This is a genomic window from Streptomyces sp. enrichment culture (assembly GCF_964273255.1).
Taxonomy (GTDB): Bacteria; Actinomycetota; Actinomycetes; order Streptomycetales; family Streptomycetaceae; genus Streptomyces.
In genome coordinates this window covers 4,158,052-4,174,248 of sequence record NZ_OZ186835.1, presented here as the reverse complement: position 1 = coordinate 4,174,248, position 16,197 = coordinate 4,158,052, and the positions used below count along the sequence as shown (strand labels likewise).

14 protein-coding genes are annotated in these 16,197 nt (G+C 72.5%); 8 read left to right on the top strand and 6 right to left on the bottom strand.

Annotation, left to right across the window (positions count from 1 at the left end):
• Positions 1-8 precede the first annotated feature (8 nt).
• From ACSU53_RS18105 to galU, 4 genes are all read right to left on the bottom strand, one after another.
• A complete protein-coding gene (locus ACSU53_RS18105) occupies positions 9-551 on the bottom strand; it encodes a MogA/MoaB family molybdenum cofactor biosynthesis protein (protein WP_437029014.1) in 543 nt (180 codons plus the stop codon).
• A complete protein-coding gene (gene moaC / locus ACSU53_RS18100; RefSeq protein ID WP_437029013.1) occupies positions 548-1,060 on the bottom strand; it encodes a cyclic pyranopterin monophosphate synthase MoaC in 513 nt (170 codons plus the stop codon). Before moaC ends, ACSU53_RS18105 begins: the two co-directional genes overlap by 4 nt.
• An 86-nt stretch (positions 1,061-1,146) precedes the next feature.
• A complete protein-coding gene (gene glp / locus ACSU53_RS18095) occupies positions 1,147-2,469 on the bottom strand; it encodes a molybdotransferase-like divisome protein Glp (RefSeq protein ID WP_437029011.1) in 1,323 nt (440 codons plus the stop codon).
• Complete coding sequence (gene galU / locus ACSU53_RS18090) at positions 2,466-3,377, bottom strand: UTP--glucose-1-phosphate uridylyltransferase GalU (RefSeq protein WP_437029009.1); 912 nt, start codon at positions 3,375-3,377, stop codon at positions 2,466-2,468. The genes glp and galU overlap by 4 nt, the downstream gene beginning before the upstream one ends.
• 92 nt (positions 3,378-3,469) lie before the next feature.
• Here galU and ACSU53_RS18085 point away from each other — a divergent pair, with 92 nt between their 5' ends.
• Positions 3,470-4,084 (top strand): 5-formyltetrahydrofolate cyclo-ligase, encoded by a 615-nt coding sequence (locus ACSU53_RS18085; protein WP_437029007.1) that lies wholly within the window; start codon positions 3,470-3,472, stop codon positions 4,082-4,084.
• A 201-nt stretch (positions 4,085-4,285) separates the two neighbouring features.
• On the opposite strand, the gene ACSU53_RS18080 is transcribed toward ACSU53_RS18085, so the two are convergent.
• Positions 4,286-7,147, bottom strand: a complete 2,862-nt coding sequence (locus tag ACSU53_RS18080; RefSeq protein ID WP_437029005.1) for a penicillin acylase family protein — start codon at positions 7,145-7,147, stop codon at positions 4,286-4,288.
• A 272-nt stretch (positions 7,148-7,419) separates the two neighbouring features.
• Here ACSU53_RS18080 and ACSU53_RS18075 point away from each other — a divergent pair, with 272 nt between their 5' ends.
• From ACSU53_RS18075 to mscL, 6 genes are all read left to right on the top strand, one after another.
• Entirely contained in the window at positions 7,420-8,925 is a 1,506-nt protein-coding gene (locus tag ACSU53_RS18075; RefSeq protein WP_437033263.1) for a potassium/proton antiporter, read from the top strand.
• A gap of 668 nt (positions 8,926-9,593) precedes the next feature.
• Entirely contained in the window at positions 9,594-10,883 is a 1,290-nt protein-coding gene (locus ACSU53_RS18070; RefSeq protein WP_437029003.1) for an MFS transporter, read from the top strand.
• A 67-nt stretch (positions 10,884-10,950) separates the two neighbouring features.
• Positions 10,951-11,286, top strand: coding sequence for an FmdB family zinc ribbon protein (locus ACSU53_RS18065; RefSeq protein ID WP_437029001.1), 336 nt, complete (start codon positions 10,951-10,953; stop codon positions 11,284-11,286).
• 263 nt (positions 11,287-11,549) lie between these two features.
• Positions 11,550-12,428: an S-methyl-5'-thioadenosine phosphorylase gene (locus ACSU53_RS18060; protein WP_437029000.1), complete on the top strand. Its 879-nt coding sequence runs from the start codon at positions 11,550-11,552 to the stop codon at positions 12,426-12,428.
• 569 nt (positions 12,429-12,997) lie between these two features.
• Positions 12,998-13,555, top strand: a complete 558-nt coding sequence (locus ACSU53_RS18055; protein ID WP_437028998.1) for an RcpC/CpaB family pilus assembly protein — start codon at positions 12,998-13,000, stop codon at positions 13,553-13,555.
• A 132-nt stretch (positions 13,556-13,687) separates the two neighbouring features.
• Positions 13,688-14,158 (top strand): large conductance mechanosensitive channel protein MscL, encoded by a 471-nt coding sequence (gene mscL / locus ACSU53_RS18050; protein ID WP_437028996.1) that lies wholly within the window; start codon positions 13,688-13,690, stop codon positions 14,156-14,158.
• Between the two features lie 49 nt (positions 14,159-14,207).
• On the opposite strand, the gene ACSU53_RS18045 is transcribed toward mscL, so the two are convergent.
• Positions 14,208-14,390, bottom strand: a complete 183-nt coding sequence (locus ACSU53_RS18045; RefSeq protein ID WP_437028995.1) for a hypothetical protein — start codon at positions 14,388-14,390, stop codon at positions 14,208-14,210.
• Between the two features lie 108 nt (positions 14,391-14,498).
• Between ACSU53_RS18045 and ACSU53_RS18040 the strand changes: the two genes are divergently transcribed.
• The gene (locus tag ACSU53_RS18040) at positions 14,499-15,548 is read left to right on the top strand and encodes a P1 family peptidase (RefSeq protein WP_437028993.1); all 1,050 of its coding nucleotides are present in this window, start codon (positions 14,499-14,501) and stop codon (positions 15,546-15,548) included.
• The last annotated feature ends 649 nt before the right edge of the window (positions 15,549-16,197 follow it).

Here is a 16,197-nt window from a genome sequence, read left to right as displayed (position 1 = left end):
GGGGCGGTTCAGCGCGCACCCCCGCTCCGGGCGTCGGGGCGCTCGTGGTCACCACCGCGCAGCTGGTCGACGGCGTGCCGCAGCAGGGGTTCCAGGACGGCGAGGCCGTCCTTCACCCCGCCGGTGGAACCGGGCAGATTGACGATCAGCGTGCGGCCGGCGACACCCGCGAGGCCGCGGGAGAGCGCGGCCGTCGGCACCTTCTCGCGGCCGTACGCGCGGATGGCCTCCGCGATGCCGGGCACCTCGTGGCCGATGACCCGCCGGGTGGCCTCGGGGGTGCGGTCGGTGGGCGAGATGCCGGTGCCGCCGGTGGTCACCACGACGTCGTAGCCGGTGTCGGCGGCGGCGCGCAGGGCGGCCTCCACGGGGTCGCCGTCGGGGACGACCTGCGGGCCGTCGACGGCGAAGCCGAGGCGGCGCAGGCCGTCGGCGATCAGCGGCCCGCCCCGGTCCTCGTAGACCCCGGAGGCGGCCCGGTTGGAAGCCGTGACGACCAGCGCCCGGTACGGCGCGGGCGCCGTGTCGCCGTCCGGTGCGCCGGGGGTCATGTCCTGCTCCAGTCGCCGGACTTGCCGCCCGTCTTCTCCTCGACCCGCACGTCCGTGATGACCGCCTCCTTGTCGACCGCCTTGACCATGTCGATCACGGTGAGCGCCGCGACGGAGACCGCGGTGAGCGCCTCCATCTCGACGCCCGTGCGGTCCGTCGTCCTCACCGTCGCCGCGATCTCCACGGCGTCGTCCGCGACCGACAGGTCCAGTGTCACACCGGACACCGCCAAGGGGTGGCACAGCGGGATCAGGTCGGGGGTGCGTTTGGCGCCCATGATGCCCGCGATGCGCGCGGTGGCCAGGGCGTCCCCCTTCGGGACGCCCTCACCGCGCAGCAGCTCGACCACGCGGGGCGAGACGAGGACGCGGCCGGTGGCGCGGGCGGTGCGCGCGGTGACGTCCTTGCCGGAGACGTCGACCATGCGGGCGGCGCCCGCCTCGTCGATGTGCGTCAGACGGCGCTGCTCGGAGGGTCCGGGGGTGTCCCCCCGGGAAGGCACGGTCATGATCGTGTGGCGCTCCCGGTCCGGGCCCGTCGCGGTGCGGCGCACGGGCCTGCTGTGCGCGACACGGTACCGCCAACCCGGGCCGGTCAGCCGAGCAGGACCACCTCGGCCGCGGCACCCGGTTCGAGGGACTCGACGTCCTCGGGGACGACGATCAGCGCGTTGGCCCGGGCGAGCGCGGCCACCAGGTGGGATCCGGCGCCGCCGACCGGCGTCACCGCCCCGTCGGCGTAGCGGCCGCGCAGGAACTGGCGGCGGCCCTTGGGCGAGGTCAGGGGGTGGTCCGCGGTGAGGGTCGCGCGCGTCCGGGGCCGGTGGATGTCGGTGAGGCCCATCAGGGTGCGGATGGCGGGGCGGACGAACAGCTCGAAGGAGACGTAGGAGGAGACCGGGTTGCCGGGGAGCGCGAGGAGCGGGGTGTGGTCGGGGCCGATGGAACCGAAGCCCTGCGGCTTGCCGGGCTGCATGGCCAGCCGGCGGAAGTCGATGCCGCTGCCCGGTTCGTCCTCGTCGGCGACGGACGACAGGGCCTCCTTGACCACGTCGTACGCCCCGACGCTGACGCCGCCGGTGGTGACCATGAGGTCGGCCCGCACCAGCTGGTCCTCGATGGTGTCCCGCAGGGTGGCGGCGTCGTCGGTGACGGCGCCCACCCGGTAGGCGATGGCGCCGGCGTCCCGGGCGGCGGCGGTGAGGGCGAAGCTGTTGGAGTCGTAGATCTGCCCGGGGCGCAGTTCCTCGTCGGGCTGGACGAGTTCGCTGCCGGTGGACAGCACGACTACGCGCGGGCGCGGGCGCACCCGGACCGTGCCCCGCCCGATGGCGGCGAGCAGGGAGATCTGCGGCGGGCCGAGCACGGTGCCTGCCGTCAGGGCACGGTCCCCGGCCCTCACGTCGCTGCCCCGGGTGCGCACGTGCGCACCGGCCGGGGCCGCCCGGTGGACCCGGACCTGCCCGGTGGCGCCCTCGGGGGCGAGGCTGCGGGCCCGCATCCCGGTGGCGGGACCGCCACCGAGGCCGCCGTCGGTCCACTCGACGGGGACGACGGTCTCGGCGCCCGGCGGGAGCGGGGCACCGGTCATGATGCGGGCGGCCTGGCCGGGACCGACGTGGATCAGGCCGGCCTGGCCGGCGGCGACGTCACCGACGACCTCCAGGGCCGCCGGGTACTCCTCGCTCGCGCCGGCGACGTCCGCGACCCGCACCGCGTACCCGTCCATGGAGCTGTTGTCGAACGGGGGCAGGGACACCGGCACCGTGATGTCCTCGACCAGGACGCAGCCCTGGGCGTCGAGGAGGTGCAGTTCGATGGGCTCGAGCGGGCGGACGGTGGTGAGGATGTCGTCCAGGTGCTCGTCCACCGACCAGAGGTGGTCCGGGCCTGCGGTGCGGGGCGCGGCGGTGCTCAACGTTGCTGCATCTCCTCGGTGACGAAACGGCGGAGCCAGGTCCGGAAGTCCGGGCCCAGGTCCTCACGTTCGCACGCGAGCCGGACGATGGCACGCAGGTAGTCGCCGCGGTCGCCGGTGTCATAGCGGCGTCCCTCGAAGACGACGCCGTGCACCGGGCCGCCGACCCCTTCGTCCGCCGCGAGCTGCTGGAGGGCGTCGGTGAGCTGGATCTCGCCGCCGCGGCCGGGCTCGGTCTTGCGCAGTATCTCGAAGACGGCCGGGTCGAGCACGTAGCGGCCGATGATGGCGTAGTGGGACGGCGCGTCGGCGGCGTCCGGCTTCTCGACCAGACCGCTGACCCGGACGACGTCGGCGTCGGCGGTCGCCTCGACGGCGGCGGAGCCGTAGAGGTGGATCTGCTCGGGCGCCACCTCCATGAGGGCGATGACGCTGCCGCCGTGCTGGGCCTGCACGTCGATCATGCGCTGGAGCAGGGGGTCGCGCGGGTCGATCAGGTCGTCGCCGAGGAGCACGGCGAAGGGCTCGTCGCCCACGTGCGGGGCGGCGCACAGCACGGCGTGTCCCAGACCCTTGGGGTCGCCCTGGCGGACGTAGTGCATGGTCGCCAGGTCGCTCGATTCCTGCACCTTGGCCAGGCGGTCGGCGTCGCCCTTCTTCTCGAGGGCGGACTCCAGTTCGTAGTTGCGGTCGAAGTGGTCCTCCAGGGGGCGCTTGTTGCGGCCCGTGACCATGAGGACGTCGTCGAGGCCGGCGGTGACGGCCTCTTCGACCACGTACTGGATCGCCGGCTTGTCGACGACCGGGAGCATCTCCTTGGGAGTGGCCTTCGTGGCCGGCAGGAACCGGGTGCCGAGGCCTGCTGCCGGGATGACAGCCTTGCTGATCCGAGGGTGTGACTGAGACATGGCGGCCACACTATCCGGTGGCTTTGCGGGGAATCTGCTACTCCGGTTACTTCCTGCTCATATGAACATATTGGAACAGGACAGGGACAATCTTGAGATACAACCGCCGCGCGAACGACCCTGACAAACGCTCCCTACGAGGGGAGATCCTCGCGGTGAGGAAGGGGTTGACGGCCGATGACATCCGGGTGTCGGCGTCCGCGCTCGCCCGGCAGGCCCTCGGCCTGCGCGAACTGGAACACGCGCGCACCGTCGCCGCGTACGTCTCCGTCGGGAGCGAACCGGGCACGCTCGCACTGCTCGACGCGCTGCGCGCGCGGGGCGTGCGCGTCCTGCTCCCCGCGCTCCTGCCCGACAACGACCTGGACTGGGGCCGTTACGAGGGACCGGACTCCCTGGCGCCGGTCCGGCACGGCGGACGCATGACCCTGCTCGAACCGGCGGGCGAACGCCTCGGCCCGGACGCCGTCACCGAGGCGGACGTGGTGCTGCTGCCGGGGCTCGCCGTGGACGCGCGCGGGATGCGGCTGGGCCGCGGCGGCGGCTCCTACGACCGCGTCCTCGCCCGCCTGGAACGCGCCGGCGCACGTCCGGCTTTGGTGGTGCTGCTCTACGACGGCGAGGTGGTCCCCCGGGTGCCCGAGGAACCGCACGACCGCCCGGTACGCGCGGCGGTGACGCCGTCGGGGGTACAGCGCTTCGGCTGACGCGGGAGCGGGGCGGGGGCGGGAGCGTGACGAGGCGGACGGGGAAGGGCGAGGGGGCCACGGCCTGGGGGCTCCGGGCCGCTCCCGACGGGGCGCGTAGGTGCCGGGGTACGGAGACGGGAGGGCGGTCGCCGCGCGGAGGGTGCGCGGCGACCGCCCTCCCGGTCACTCGGTCACTCGGTCACTCGGGCTCAGCCGGGGTCAGGGTTCCAGCTTCAGCGTGTTCTCCGTCTTCGCGTCGACCGCCTTGCCCGTGTACGCCCACGGCAGCAGCTCGCCCTTGGCCCACTTGTCGGTCTGGTCGACGTAGTGGGAGCTGTAGGCGTGCCCGGAGGCGCCGGTGAGGTTGATCCACCGCGACTTGTCGAAGTCGTCGAGGTTGACCACCATCCGCATCGACGGGACCCAGATGACCCCGTAGCCGCCGGCGGCGTTCCAGCCGGTGGCGTTGACGGTGGCCTCGCCGCCGCTGAGCTTCCACGGGCCCCGGTTCAGGGCCTTGCGCAGGAAGTTGGGGCCCTCGGTGCCGAGCGTCTGGTTCTCGAGGAACAGCCGGTGCAGCCGGCCCCAGCTCCAGGTGTCGAGGTCCTTGCCCAGCTTGGCGGTCAGCTCCCAGCGGGCGTCGATCATGGCCCGCTTGAACAGGTCGTCCCGGTTCTTGTCGGCGCCCGGGCGGGTGCCCCGCTCGGGCGTGGACCACCAGTCGCTGTCCTGGTCCTTCTTCAGGGTGGTGACCACCTCGAACCACCGGTCGCCGCCGTCGGGCTGCGCCTGGTCGGCCGCCCGCCGGCCGCACTCGCGCACCTTCTCGGCCTCGTCCGCCGGCCCGGTGGTGTTGACCGGGTCGACCCACAGGCACTGGCCCTCGACGCGCAGTTCCTTGGGCAGCTTGTGCCCGAAGGCCAGCTTCAGGATGTTGCGCCAGACGGAGTTGAAGTAGGCCGCGGCGGCCGAGTCGGCGTCCTGGGTGTAGTCCCAGCCCTCCAGCAGCTTCTGTGCCTCACGGACGTCCGGGTCCCCGGTGTCGATCTTGAGCAGGTCGGGCACCAGACTGCGGGCGATCTCGCTGTGGTTGTCCAGCTGCATCTGCCGCATGTCGTTGGTGGAGATCTTGCCGCCGTCCTTGATCTTCAGCTTGATCAGGTCGTTGATCCGCTGGCTGCGCGCCCCGTATCCCCAGTCGGTGGTCAGGGTGTACGGGTAGGCGTCCGGGTCGACGACGGCCTGGTTGGCGGTGACGATGTAGCCGCGCTCGGGGTCGAACTCGTAGGGCAGGGCGTCCTGCTCGATCCAGCCGGTCCACTCGTAGTCCGGGTCCCAGCCGGGCGCCGGGACGGAACCGTCGTGCTGCTTCGCGCGGGTGGGGATCTTCCCGGGCAGGGTGTAGCCGATGTGGCCGTCGGTGTCGGCGTAGACGAGGTTCTGCGACGGGACCTCGAAGAGGGTGGCCGCCTCGCGGAAGTCGTCCCAGTTCTTGGCGCGGTTCATCGCGAAGACGGCGTCCATGGTGCGGCCGGCGTCCAGCGCGGTCCAGCGCAGCGACACGCCGTAGCCGTCGCCCCGGTCGGGTGCGGCGGCGGCGACGGTGGCCTTCTTGCCGGTCCGCACCAGCTCGTCGGAGCGGTCGGAGAGCAGGGGGCCGTTGTTGGTCTCCCGGACGACGATCTTGCGGGACTTCCCGCCGGCGACCCGGATGGTCTCCTCGCGGCTCTCGAAGGGCACCACCTTGCCGTCGTACTGGTAGCCCTCGCCGGTGATCTTCTCCAGGTAGAGGTCGGTGACGTCGACGCCGGAGTTGGTCAGGCCCCACGCGATGTCCCCGTTGTGGCCGATGACCACGCCGGGCATGCCCGCGAACGTGTAACCGGTGACGTCGTACTGGCAGGTCGCGGAGACGCTGCGGCAGTGCAGGCCCATCTGGTACCAGACGGAGGGCAGCGAGGCCGACAGGTGGGGGTCGTTGGCCAGCAGGGGCTTGCCGGTGACGGTGTGACGGCCGTGCACGACCCAGGAGTTGGAGCCGATGCCGTCGCCGTTGACGCCGACCGCGGTCGGCAGGTCCTTCAGGACGTCCTGGAGGCCGGCGAGCTGCCCCTCCAGACCCGAGCCCGCGCCTTCGGTTCCCTGCGCGCCGCCCCCGCCGGTGCCGGTGCCGGTGCCGGTGCCGTCACCCGTGCCGGTGCCGGTTCCGGTGCCGGTGCCGGTGCCCTCGGGAGTGCCGCCGAGGCCCGTGCCGGTGCCCGTGCCGTTGCCGTTCGCTCCCTGGCCGGTTCCGCCCTGCTCGAAGGCTCCGGTGAGCTCGTTGTACTGGCCCTCCGCGATGACCGGCTTGTTCCGGCTGTAGGGGTACTTCGGATACAGGTCGGCGATCTGCTTCGGGCCGAGGCGGCTGGTCATCAGGGCCCGGTCGATCTCGTCCTGCATGTTCCCGCGCAGGTCCCAGGCCATCGCCTTGAGCCACGCCACCGAGTCCACCGGCGTCCAGGCGCCGGGCTTGTAGTCGTTGGTGAAGCCCAGCGCCGCGTACTCGAGGGAGAGTTCCTTGCCGTCCTTGCCGTCGAGGTAGGCGTTGACGCCCTTGGAGTACGCGTCGAGGTACTTCTTCGTCGCGGGCGACAGCTTCTTCTCGTACTCCTCCTTCGCGATCCGGTCCCAGCCCAGGGTGCGCAGGAAGGCGTCGGTGTCGACCTGGCCCTCGCCGAACATCTCCGACAGCCGGCCGGAGGTCATGTGGCGGCGCACGTCCATCTCGTAGAACCGGTCCTGCGCCTGCACGTAGCCCTGCGCCATGAACAGGTCCTCGTCGGAGTCCGCGTAGATCTGCGGGATCCCGTTGCCGTCGCGCTTGACGTCCACGGGACCGGAGAGGCCCTTCAGCGTGATGGTGCCCTCGGTCTGCGGGAACGAGGCGCGCACGGTGCTGATGGACCAGTACGCCGCGTAGGCGACACCGCCGATCAGTGCCAGCACCAGCACGAGGGCCATGAGACGGAGTTTGCGCCCCTTCTTCCGGCCGGGCGTACCGGCCTGCTGACCCGTGGAGGCGGTGGTGTCGGTGGGCATCGCTGTCCTTGCTGTCCTAACGCGAGCGGCAGGTCGGGCTGTGCTTTTAGCTGAGCGCTGGAGCAACGATAGGCGCAGGGCCCCGCGCCACTTGACGCAAGGTCGGGAACCAGCCCGGACGGACGTTCGATCTTGCCCTGATCGGCGTCAAGAACGCGTCAAGACTTAGGTAAAGTAACGAAGTGGGGTGCCGTGGCATCGGGACCCGGGTCCCGGCGCGCGACACGAGCGAGCCCGCGCGCGGTGCGCACGCGTCACGGAAGGATCGGCCGCTGACTGTCCACCACCTCAACCAGCTGTTGCTCGTCAGCTCGCTCGTGCTGCTCGTGGCCGTCGCGGCGGTCCGGATCTCCTCGCGCAGCGGGCTCCCCAGTCTGCTCGTCTACCTGGGCATCGGCATCGCCATGGGTCAGGACGGCCTCGGCGGCATCCAGTTCGACAACGCCGAGCTGACGCAGGTCATCGGGTACGCGGCCCTCGTCGTGATCCTGGCCGAGGGCGGCCTGAGCACGAAGTGGTCGGAGTGCAGACCCGCGCTGCCCGCCGCCACCGCCCTGGCGCTGGCCGGCGTCGCGGTGAGCGTGGGGGTCACCGCGACGGCCGCGCACTTCCTGGTCGGGCTGGAGTGGCGGCAGGCGCTGATCATCGGAGCGGTGGTGTCCTCGACGGACGCGGCGGCCGTGTTCTCCGTGCTGCGCAGGATCCCCCTCCCCCGCCGCGTGACGGGCACCCTGGAGGCCGAGTCCGGCTTCAACGACGCCCCCGTGGTCATCCTCGTCGTCGCCTTCTCCGCGGCCGGACCGGTCGAGCACTGGTACGTGCTGATCGGCGAGATAGCGCTGGAGCTGGCCATCGGTGCCGCCCTCGGGCTCGCGGTGGGCTGGCTCGGCTCCTGGGGGCTGCGCCACGTCGCCCTCCCCGCGTCCGGGCTCTACCCCATCGCCGTCATGGCCATCGCCGTCGCCGCCTACGCCACCGGTGCCCTCGCCCACGGCAGCGGGTTCCTCGCCGTCTACCTGGCCTCGATGGTGCTGGGCAACTCGGGCCTGCCGCACTGGCCCGCCACCCGCGGCTTCGCCGAAGGGCTCGGCTGGATCGCCCAGATCGGCATGTTCGTGCTGCTCGGCCTGCTCGTCTCGCCGCACGAACTGGGCGACGACATCGTGCCCGCCCTGATCATCGGGCTGGCGCTGACCATGGTGGCCCGGCCGCTGAGCGTGGTGCTGTGCCTGGTGCCCTTCCGGGTGCCCTGGCAGGAACAGACCCTGATGTCGTGGGCGGGACTGCGGGGCGCGGTGCCCATCATCCTGGCGACGATCCCGATGGTGCAGGAGGTCGACGGCAGCCGCCGCATCTTCAACATCGTCTTCGTCCTCGTCGTCGTCTACACCCTGGTCCAGGGGCCGACCCTGCCCTGGCTGGCCGGCCGCCTGCGCCTGGGCAGCGGCCCGGAGGCCGCCGACCTCGGCATCGAGTCGGCCCCGCTGGAGCGGCTGCGCGGCCACCTGCTGTCCGTCGCCGTCCCGGAGGGCTCGCGGATGCACGGGGTCGAGGTGGCGGAGCTGCGCCTGCCGGCCGGTTCCGCGGTCACCCTGGTCGTGCGCGACGGCACGTCGTTCGTCCCCCTGCCGGCGACCGTGCTGCGACGCGGCGACGAACTCCTCGTCGTCGCCACCGACCCGGTACGGGACGCCGCCGAGCGCCGGCTGCGGGCGATCGGCCGCGGCGGCAAGCTGGCCGGCTGGCTGGGCACGGACGGTTCCCGGGCGGTGCGGTGACAGGCGGGGGCAGCTGCAGGCTTGGCTCGCCGCTCGGGCTCCTCGGCTCCCCAGGCTTCTCGGTTCCTCGGGCTCCTGGGGCTCCTCGGCTCCCCAGGCTTCTCGTCTCCTCGGGCTCCTCGGGCTCCTCGGGCTCCTCGTCTCCTCGGGCTCCTCAAGCTCCTCAAGCTCCTCACGGCCGCTTGCCCCGGAGGCCGGGATGCCCCCGCGGGGATGCCCGCCGGCCGGGATGCCGACGGGGTGCCTGCAGCACCGTCCGGTTCGCAGGCCTGGGCGGCTGGGCGGGGGTGACCTCGGGCGGCGGGTCGCATGGCCTCGTGCCGGGGTGCCCTCAGGACCGGAGGTCCTCGGATCCGGTTGCTTTGCTCCCGTGCCCTGTTGCCCTCGTGCCGGAGTGACCTCTTGCCCGGGCGTCCTGATGCGCGCATTCACAGGCATCCGCCCTGGTGGTGCTCCTTTTCACAGGCACCGCTCCCCCACATGCCTGTACCATGCAGGCGAGACCCCAGATCGAACCAACTCTGCCTGATGCAGAGCTGGCGCGACCGTATGGCGGCCGGCACGCCCTGAGCTGTGGCACCGGTATCTACCGCAGTCAGCGCAAGAGGACAGCTCTCGGCGCGCCCCTCAGCGGGCCTGCGCTACCAGGCGGCAGAAAGGCACGGGCCGTGGCATCCACGGTCACCTCGTCGGAGAAGTCGGCGGCCACCTCCCGCCCGGGATACGGCCAACTGTTGCGCACCCGCGGTGCCTGGACCTTCCTGGTCCCCGGTTTCGCGGCACGCCAGCCGTTCGCCATGCTCACCCTCTCCATCGTGCTGCTGGTGCAGCACACCACCGGCTCCTACGGAGCGGCCGGTGCCGTCGCCGCCGTCACCGGCGTGTCGATGGCCCTCTTCGCCCCCTACAGCGGCCGTCTCGCCGACCGTCACGGGCAGCGCGCCGTCCTGGTGCCCGGCGTGCTGGTGCACGCCCTGTCCGGGGTGACCCTGACCGCGCTGGCCCTGACCGACGCCCCGCTGTGGGTGCTGTTCGTCGCCGCGGTGCCCACCGGCGCCTCGGTGCCGCAGGTCGGGCCCATGGTGCGGGCCCGGTGGGGCGTCAAGCTGAAGAAGGACTCACCGCTGATGAACACGGCGGCGGCCTTCGAGTCGGTCACCGACGAGTTCACCTTCGTCGTCGGCCCCCTGCTGGCCACCGCCCTGTGCACGACCGTCGACCCGGCCGCCGGACTGCTCGCCGAGGCGTCCCTCACCCTGGTCGGCGGCCTGCTGTTCGCCGCCCAGAAGGGCACCCAGCCCGAGGTCGCTACCGACCGGCGCACGCGCGTGAAACACGCCTCCGCGCTGACCGTGCCCGGGGTGCGAGTGCTGATCGTGATCTTCCTGGGCATCGGTTCCGTGTTCGGCGGCATGCAGGTGTCGCTGGCCGCGTTCTCCGAGTCCATCGACCGGCCCGCCCTCAACGGCGTCCTGTACGGCGTCTTCGCCGCGGGCAACATGCTCGCCGGCATCGCCTGCGGGGCCATCGCCTGGAAGACCGCGCCCCAGCGCCGGCTCCTGATCGGCTACGCGGCGCTCGCCGTGACCGCGTCCGCCCTGTGGACCGCCCACTCGGCACTGCTGCTGGCCGCGCTCGGCCTCCTCGTCGGCATGTCCATCGCGCCTTCCCTGATCACCGGCTACACCCTGGTGGACGACCTGGTTCCCGCGGGCGCCCGCACCGAGGCCTTCACCTGGCTGACCGGCGCCGTCGCCCTCGGCCAGGCCGCCGCGGTGACCGTCGCCGGACAGCTGGAGGACCGGCTCTGGGACGGCGCCGGGTTCCTGGTGCCGATGGGGGGCACGCTGCTCGCCCTGATCACCCTCCTGGCCCTGCGGTCACGGCTGGTCCCGGCCCCGCGCGGCCGCACCGTCGCACGTGGCATGGGTCACCGCGCGCCCGTCGCAGTGGACTGATCCCGCGGAATACGTCACTATGGACCGTCGTTAGCACTCATCGAGTGAGAGTGCCAGGAGGAAGACAGTGCCGACCTACCAGTACCAGTGCACCGAGTGCGGCGAGGGCCTCGAGGCGGTGCAGAAGTTCACCGATGACGCTCTCACCGAGTGCCCGAACTGCCAGGGCCGCCTGAAGAAGGTGTTCTCGGCGGTGGGCATCGTCTTCAAGGGCTCCGGCTTCTACCGCAACGACAGCCGCGGCTCCTCGTCGAGCAGCTCGCCGGCGTCGAAGTCGTCGTCGTCCGACTCCTCCTCGTCCTCGGCATCGTCGTCCTCCTCGACGTCGTCCTCCACTACCTCCGGCTCGGGCGCGAGCTCGTCGTCGGGCTCCGGCAGCTCGACGAGCACGACCGCCGCGTAGCGCCCGCTCGGGCTCACCTGCCACTGACCCCGTCGCCTTCGGGCGGCGGGGTTTCGGCGTGGGGCGTGTCGGGGTGGGGCGTATTGGGGTGGGGCGTATCGGCGTGAGGCTGGTCGGCTCGGGGCTGGTCGGCTCGGGGCTGGTCGGCTCGGGGCTCGTCCGCGCGGTGCGGGATCGAGGCCGGAGCCGTGTGGTGGCACGGCGGGCGGTGCTGCTGGTTCGGGCCCGGTTCGGAGGGCCAGGGGGCCGTTAGGGTGCGGGGCATGGCGAACAAGGCGAACGCTCCTCAGCCTGCCACCGGGCCGACCGCGACGGCGGACATCGGCGTGATCGGCGGCTCCGGTTTCTACTCCTTCCTCGACGACGTGACCGAGGTGCAGGTCGACACCCCCTACGGGGCGCCCAGCGACTCCCTCTTCCTCGGTGAGGTCGCCGGCCGACGGGTCGCGTTCCTCCCCCGTCACGGACGCGGGCACCACCTGCCGCCCCACCGCATCAACTACCGGGCCAACCTGTGGGCGCTGCGCTCGGTGGGCGTGCGCCAGGTGCTCGGGCCCTGCGCGGTGGGGGGTCTGCGCCCCGAGTACGGACCCGGCACGCTGCTGGTCCCGGACCAGCTCGTCGACCGGACGAAGTCCCGTGCGGGCACCTACTTCGACGGGCTCCCGCTCCCCGACGGAACCGTTCCGAACGTGGTGCACGTGTCGCTCGCCGACCCCTACTGCCCCACCGGGCGGGCCGCGGCCCTGAAGGCGGCCCAGGGGAAGGACTGGACCCCGGTGGACGGCGGAACGCTGGTGGTCGTGGAGGGGCCGCGCTTCTCCACCCGCGCGGAGTCGCTGTGGCACCAGGCGCAGGGCTGGTCCGTGGTGGGCATGACCGGTCACCCCGAGGCCGCCCTCGCCCGCGAGCTGGAGCTCTGCTACACCTCCCTGACCCTCGTCACCGACCTCGACGCCGGCGCCGAGACCGGTGAGGGCGTCTCCCACGACGAGGTCCTGCGGGTGTTCGCGGCCAACGTGGACCGGCTGCGGGGCGTGCTCTTCGACACCGTGGCAGCACTCCCGGCGGCGGACGAGACGCGGGAGTGCCTGTGCGCTTCCGCGCTCGGTGGGATGGACCCCGGGATCCCCCTGCCGTAGGGGGGTGGCTGCGGGCCAGGATCGTCCGGGGAGGCGGCCGGTTGCGTTCAGGGGCCTCGGTGCATTGGTGCGTGCGTTGGTGCGTTGGTGCGTTGGTGCGTGCGGAGGTTTTCCTTCGGGTGACGAAGTTGTCCACAGGGCCGTGCACGTCCACAGGCCCCAGCGAGCTGCGGTGACAGACGCCATCGTGGAGATCGCAAGCCAGCCGATCCCTCGTCACAGGTGGTGGTCCCGTGTCGTCGTCCGTGTGGTCGTCCGTGTCCAACCGTCCCCCGTCCCGGTATCCCTCTTCCGCCCCTCTCGGCCCCGACTCACCTCCCGGCCCGCCCTCTCTCCCCCCACGCCCCCTTCCGGCTCGTTCCCCTGCTTCTCCGGCTTCTCCTGCTTCTCCGGCTGTTCCCCCTGCCGCTGCTCCGCCTCCTGCTGCTCCTGCCTCGTTTCTCGGGTCTTCGGGTTCTTCCGGCACTTCCGTCGTCCGCGCGTCCCCGCCTCCGGGTGAGTGCGCCGCCTGCGGGCACGGCCGCGGTCCCGACGGGCCGAACGGTGCCGAGGTACCGCCGACGTGCGAGGTGCCGCACTTCGCGCCGGTGCGCGTGCGGGCCGGGCTGCTCCATCCCGGCAGGCTGACCGCCCACCGGAGGAGGGCCGTGGCGGCGGGCCTCGCCGTCACGGCTGCCGCGCTCGTGGCGGCAGGCCCGCGGGAGGCCGACCGGTCCCGGGACCACCCCGACGCGGCGGACACCGCGCGCCCGGCCGCCGCGGCGAAGGCCCGGGACCTCGTCCGCAAACGCGGCGCGGCGACGCACGTCACGGCGCCCGTGCGGATCGCCGACGCCGCGACGGTACGACTGCTGCGACCGGGGGACCGGGTCGACGTGATCGCCGCCGACGAACGCGCGACCGGCGGCGCGGCCCGTGTGGTGGCGCGCGGGGCGCGGGTCACGGACGTGCCCGGCCTGCCCGACGACGCCTACGGGAGGACGGGCGGGGAGGACTCGGCCGGCGAGCGTGCGGTCGGCGACGCGATGCACAGCGGGACGCTCGTGGTGTTGTCGGTGCCGCGCGCCACCGCGGCCGAACTCGTCGGCGCGAGCGCCACGGCACGGCTTGCGGTGACACTGTGCTGAACAGTGCCTTTTCGAGCGCCGCGGCCGCGGCGGATCCCTCGTACGAGCGACCCGATTGGACAGGCCGACACGGCGTTGACGTAGGTTGCGGAGCGTTTTGTTCCCACCGCGTACGCGAGAAGAGGCACCGAGTTGAGCGAGCAGAAGGACACCAGCATCTGGCAGGGCTTCAAGGCCTTCCTGATGCGCGGCAACGTCGTCGACCTGGCCGTGGCCGTGGTGATCGGCGCCGCCTTCACGAACATCGTCAACGCGGTCGTGAAGGGTGTCATCAATCCGCTCGTCGGAGCGTTCGGCACGCAGAACCTGGACAGTTACAGCTCGTGCCTGAAGGGCCCCTGCGAGGGGAGCGGCGACGCAGCGACGGGCGTCAGGATTCTGTGGGGCTCGGTCCTCGGGGCGACCCTGCAGTTCGTGATCACCGCGGCGGTGGTCTACTTCCTCATGGTGCTGCCCATGGCCAAGTACCTGGCCCGCGTGGAGGCCCGCCGGAAGGCCAAGGAAGGCACACAGGAAGTGATCGAGGTTTCCGAGCTGGAGGTGCTCAAGGAGATCCGCGACGCCCTGGTGTCGCAGCGGGGCTCCGGCACCAGCGAGCGCTGAGCGTCGCCGGAAGGTGCGTCGGCAGGTCGGCCGGAGGCGGGGGTGTGGGTCAGATGTGGTGGGGCGGCTTCTCGTCGAGGAAGCGCTTCAGATCCGCCGCGCTGTCGCCGGACGGCCGCTCTCCCCACCCGCGGTCCGTGTCGTCGGAGGACTGCTGGTCCAACGGGTCGTCGAAGACCAGCGCCGGCTTCGGCTCGCTCGGTTCGGCGTCGGGGGTGCGGGCAGTGCTCATACGTCCAGGGTACGACCGCGGCCGTCCGCCCCCGCCCCTGCGGCGGTGCGCCGGTCGGCACCGCCCGGACACGGCCCCGGGAGCGGGTCGCTGCTCCAGACTGGCGCCATGACAGTTGACGCTCTGACGGATGTGACCGGCCTGCGCGTCGGACACGCCACGCACACCGGTGACGGCGCGCTCACTGGAGCCACGGTCGTCCTCACACCGGAGGACGGGGCGGTGGCCGCCGTGGACGTGCGCGGTGGGGGCCCGGGAACCAAGGAGACCGACGCACTCGACCCGCGCAACCTCGTGCAGAAGGTCCAGGCCGTCGTCCTGACCGGCGGCAGCGCCTACGGGCTCGACGCGGCGTCCGGGGTGATGGCCTGGCTGGAGGAACGCGGACGTGGGGTGCGCGTGGGGCCCGACCCCGCGCACGTCGTGCCGGTCGTGCCGGCGGCGTGCGTGTTCGACCTGGGGCGGGGCGGCGACTTCCGCGCCCGCCCGGACGCGGCCACCGGACGCGCCGCCGTCGAGGCCGCTGCCGCGACCGCGCCCGGGGCCCCGGTTCCGCAGGGGTCGGTGGGGGCGGGTACGGGAGCCGTGGTCGGACAGCTGAAGGGTGGGATCGGCACCGCCTCGACAGTCCTGGAGTCCGGGATCACCGTCGCGGCACTGGTGGTCGCCAACGCGGCGGGGTCGGTGGTCGATCCGGAAACGGGGGTGCTGTACGGGGAGTTGTTCGCAGGCCGGGTGCGCTACCCGGACCCCGAGGTCCATCGGGCCGCCCTCCGACGGCTCGACGAACTGGCCGAACGCAGCGCCCCTCCCCCGCTCAACACGACCCTGGCGGTCGTGGCCACCGACGCGGCCCTGACCAAGGCACAGGCCCAGAAGCTGGCCGGCACGTCCCACGACGGCATCGCCCGCGCGGTGCGGCCGGTCCACCTGCTCAGCGACGGCGACACGGTGTTCACACTCGCCACGGGCGCCCGGCACCTCGACCCGGCCGACCCGTTGGCGCTCAACGACCTCCTGGCGGCGGGCGCGGACATGGTCACCCGCGCCATCGTGCGCGCGGTCCGGCGGGCCGAGTCGGTGGACGGGCCGGGCGGAGCATGGCCGTCCTACGGGGAGTTGTACGGAGGGGGGGAGCGGAGCAGGCCGGGACGGTGACGAGGGCGGTACCGCTGCCGACGGGAGTTGAAGGGCTCCGCCACCGCCTCAGGTCTCCCTCGGTCTCCCACGGCCGTCTGTCCTCGGTCGTCTGTCGTCCGCCTCTGCCGTCGGCATCAGGCACCACCGCGTTGAGCCCCGCTGCCGCGTGCAGTCCTCACGTTGCCCCGCCCTGACGGCCACTCCCGCGCGTACCGGCAGGGCGGGATCGGGGCACGGGCACGGGGGCACAGGGCACGGGGGCACAGGGCACGGGGGCACAGGGCACGGGGGCACGGGGGCACGGGGCAAAGGTGGACGCGGTGCGTCGACTGAGGCCAGGGGTGCCGAAGTCGAGCACGGGCCCGGCCCGGCCCGGCAGGAGTTTCGGGAGCGCGCCCACTCGCTGCACGCCCCCACGCTGAGCATCCACCGGCTGAAAGGGGCCAGGGGCTACGGGGAGAGGGAGGGAGGGGGGGAGGGGGGAGGACCCCCCGAAGGGGAAAACCCCCCGCCGGCAGCCATCCCCCGCCCCGTTGTCGCGGTTCTGTCACGGCACCGTCCTCATACGGGTCGGACGGAACCCGGGTGGCCGGGTGACCTCTCTTCGTTCGCGTACGCCGCTTACGTGCGTGTAGGGGGCGTTCGGAGTGGATCACCCGCATCGTTC

What these genes read in the sequence shown, in the direction of transcription:
- ACSU53_RS18060 (WP_437029000.1), top strand. Translation starts at nt 11,550, where the DNA reads ATGGCGAACAAGGCGAACGCTCCTCAGCCTGCCACCGGGCCGACCGCG.
- ACSU53_RS18105 (WP_437029014.1), bottom strand. Translation starts at nt 551, where the DNA reads ATGACCCCCGGCGCACCGGACGGCGACACGGCGCCCGCGCCGTACCGG.
- moaC (WP_437029013.1), bottom strand. Translation starts at nt 1,060, where the DNA reads ATGACCGTGCCTTCCCGGGGGGACACCCCCGGACCCTCCGAGCAGCGC.
- ACSU53_RS18080 (WP_437029005.1), bottom strand. Translation starts at nt 7,147, where the DNA reads ATGCCCACCGACACCACCGCCTCCACGGGTCAGCAGGCCGGTACGCCC.
- ACSU53_RS18040 (WP_437028993.1), top strand. Translation starts at nt 14,499, where the DNA reads ATGACAGTTGACGCTCTGACGGATGTGACCGGCCTGCGCGTCGGACAC.
- galU (WP_437029009.1), bottom strand. Translation starts at nt 3,377, where the DNA reads ATGTCTCAGTCACACCCTCGGATCAGCAAGGCTGTCATCCCGGCAGCA.
- ACSU53_RS18045 (WP_437028995.1), bottom strand. Translation starts at nt 14,390, where the DNA reads ATGAGCACTGCCCGCACCCCCGACGCCGAACCGAGCGAGCCGAAGCCG.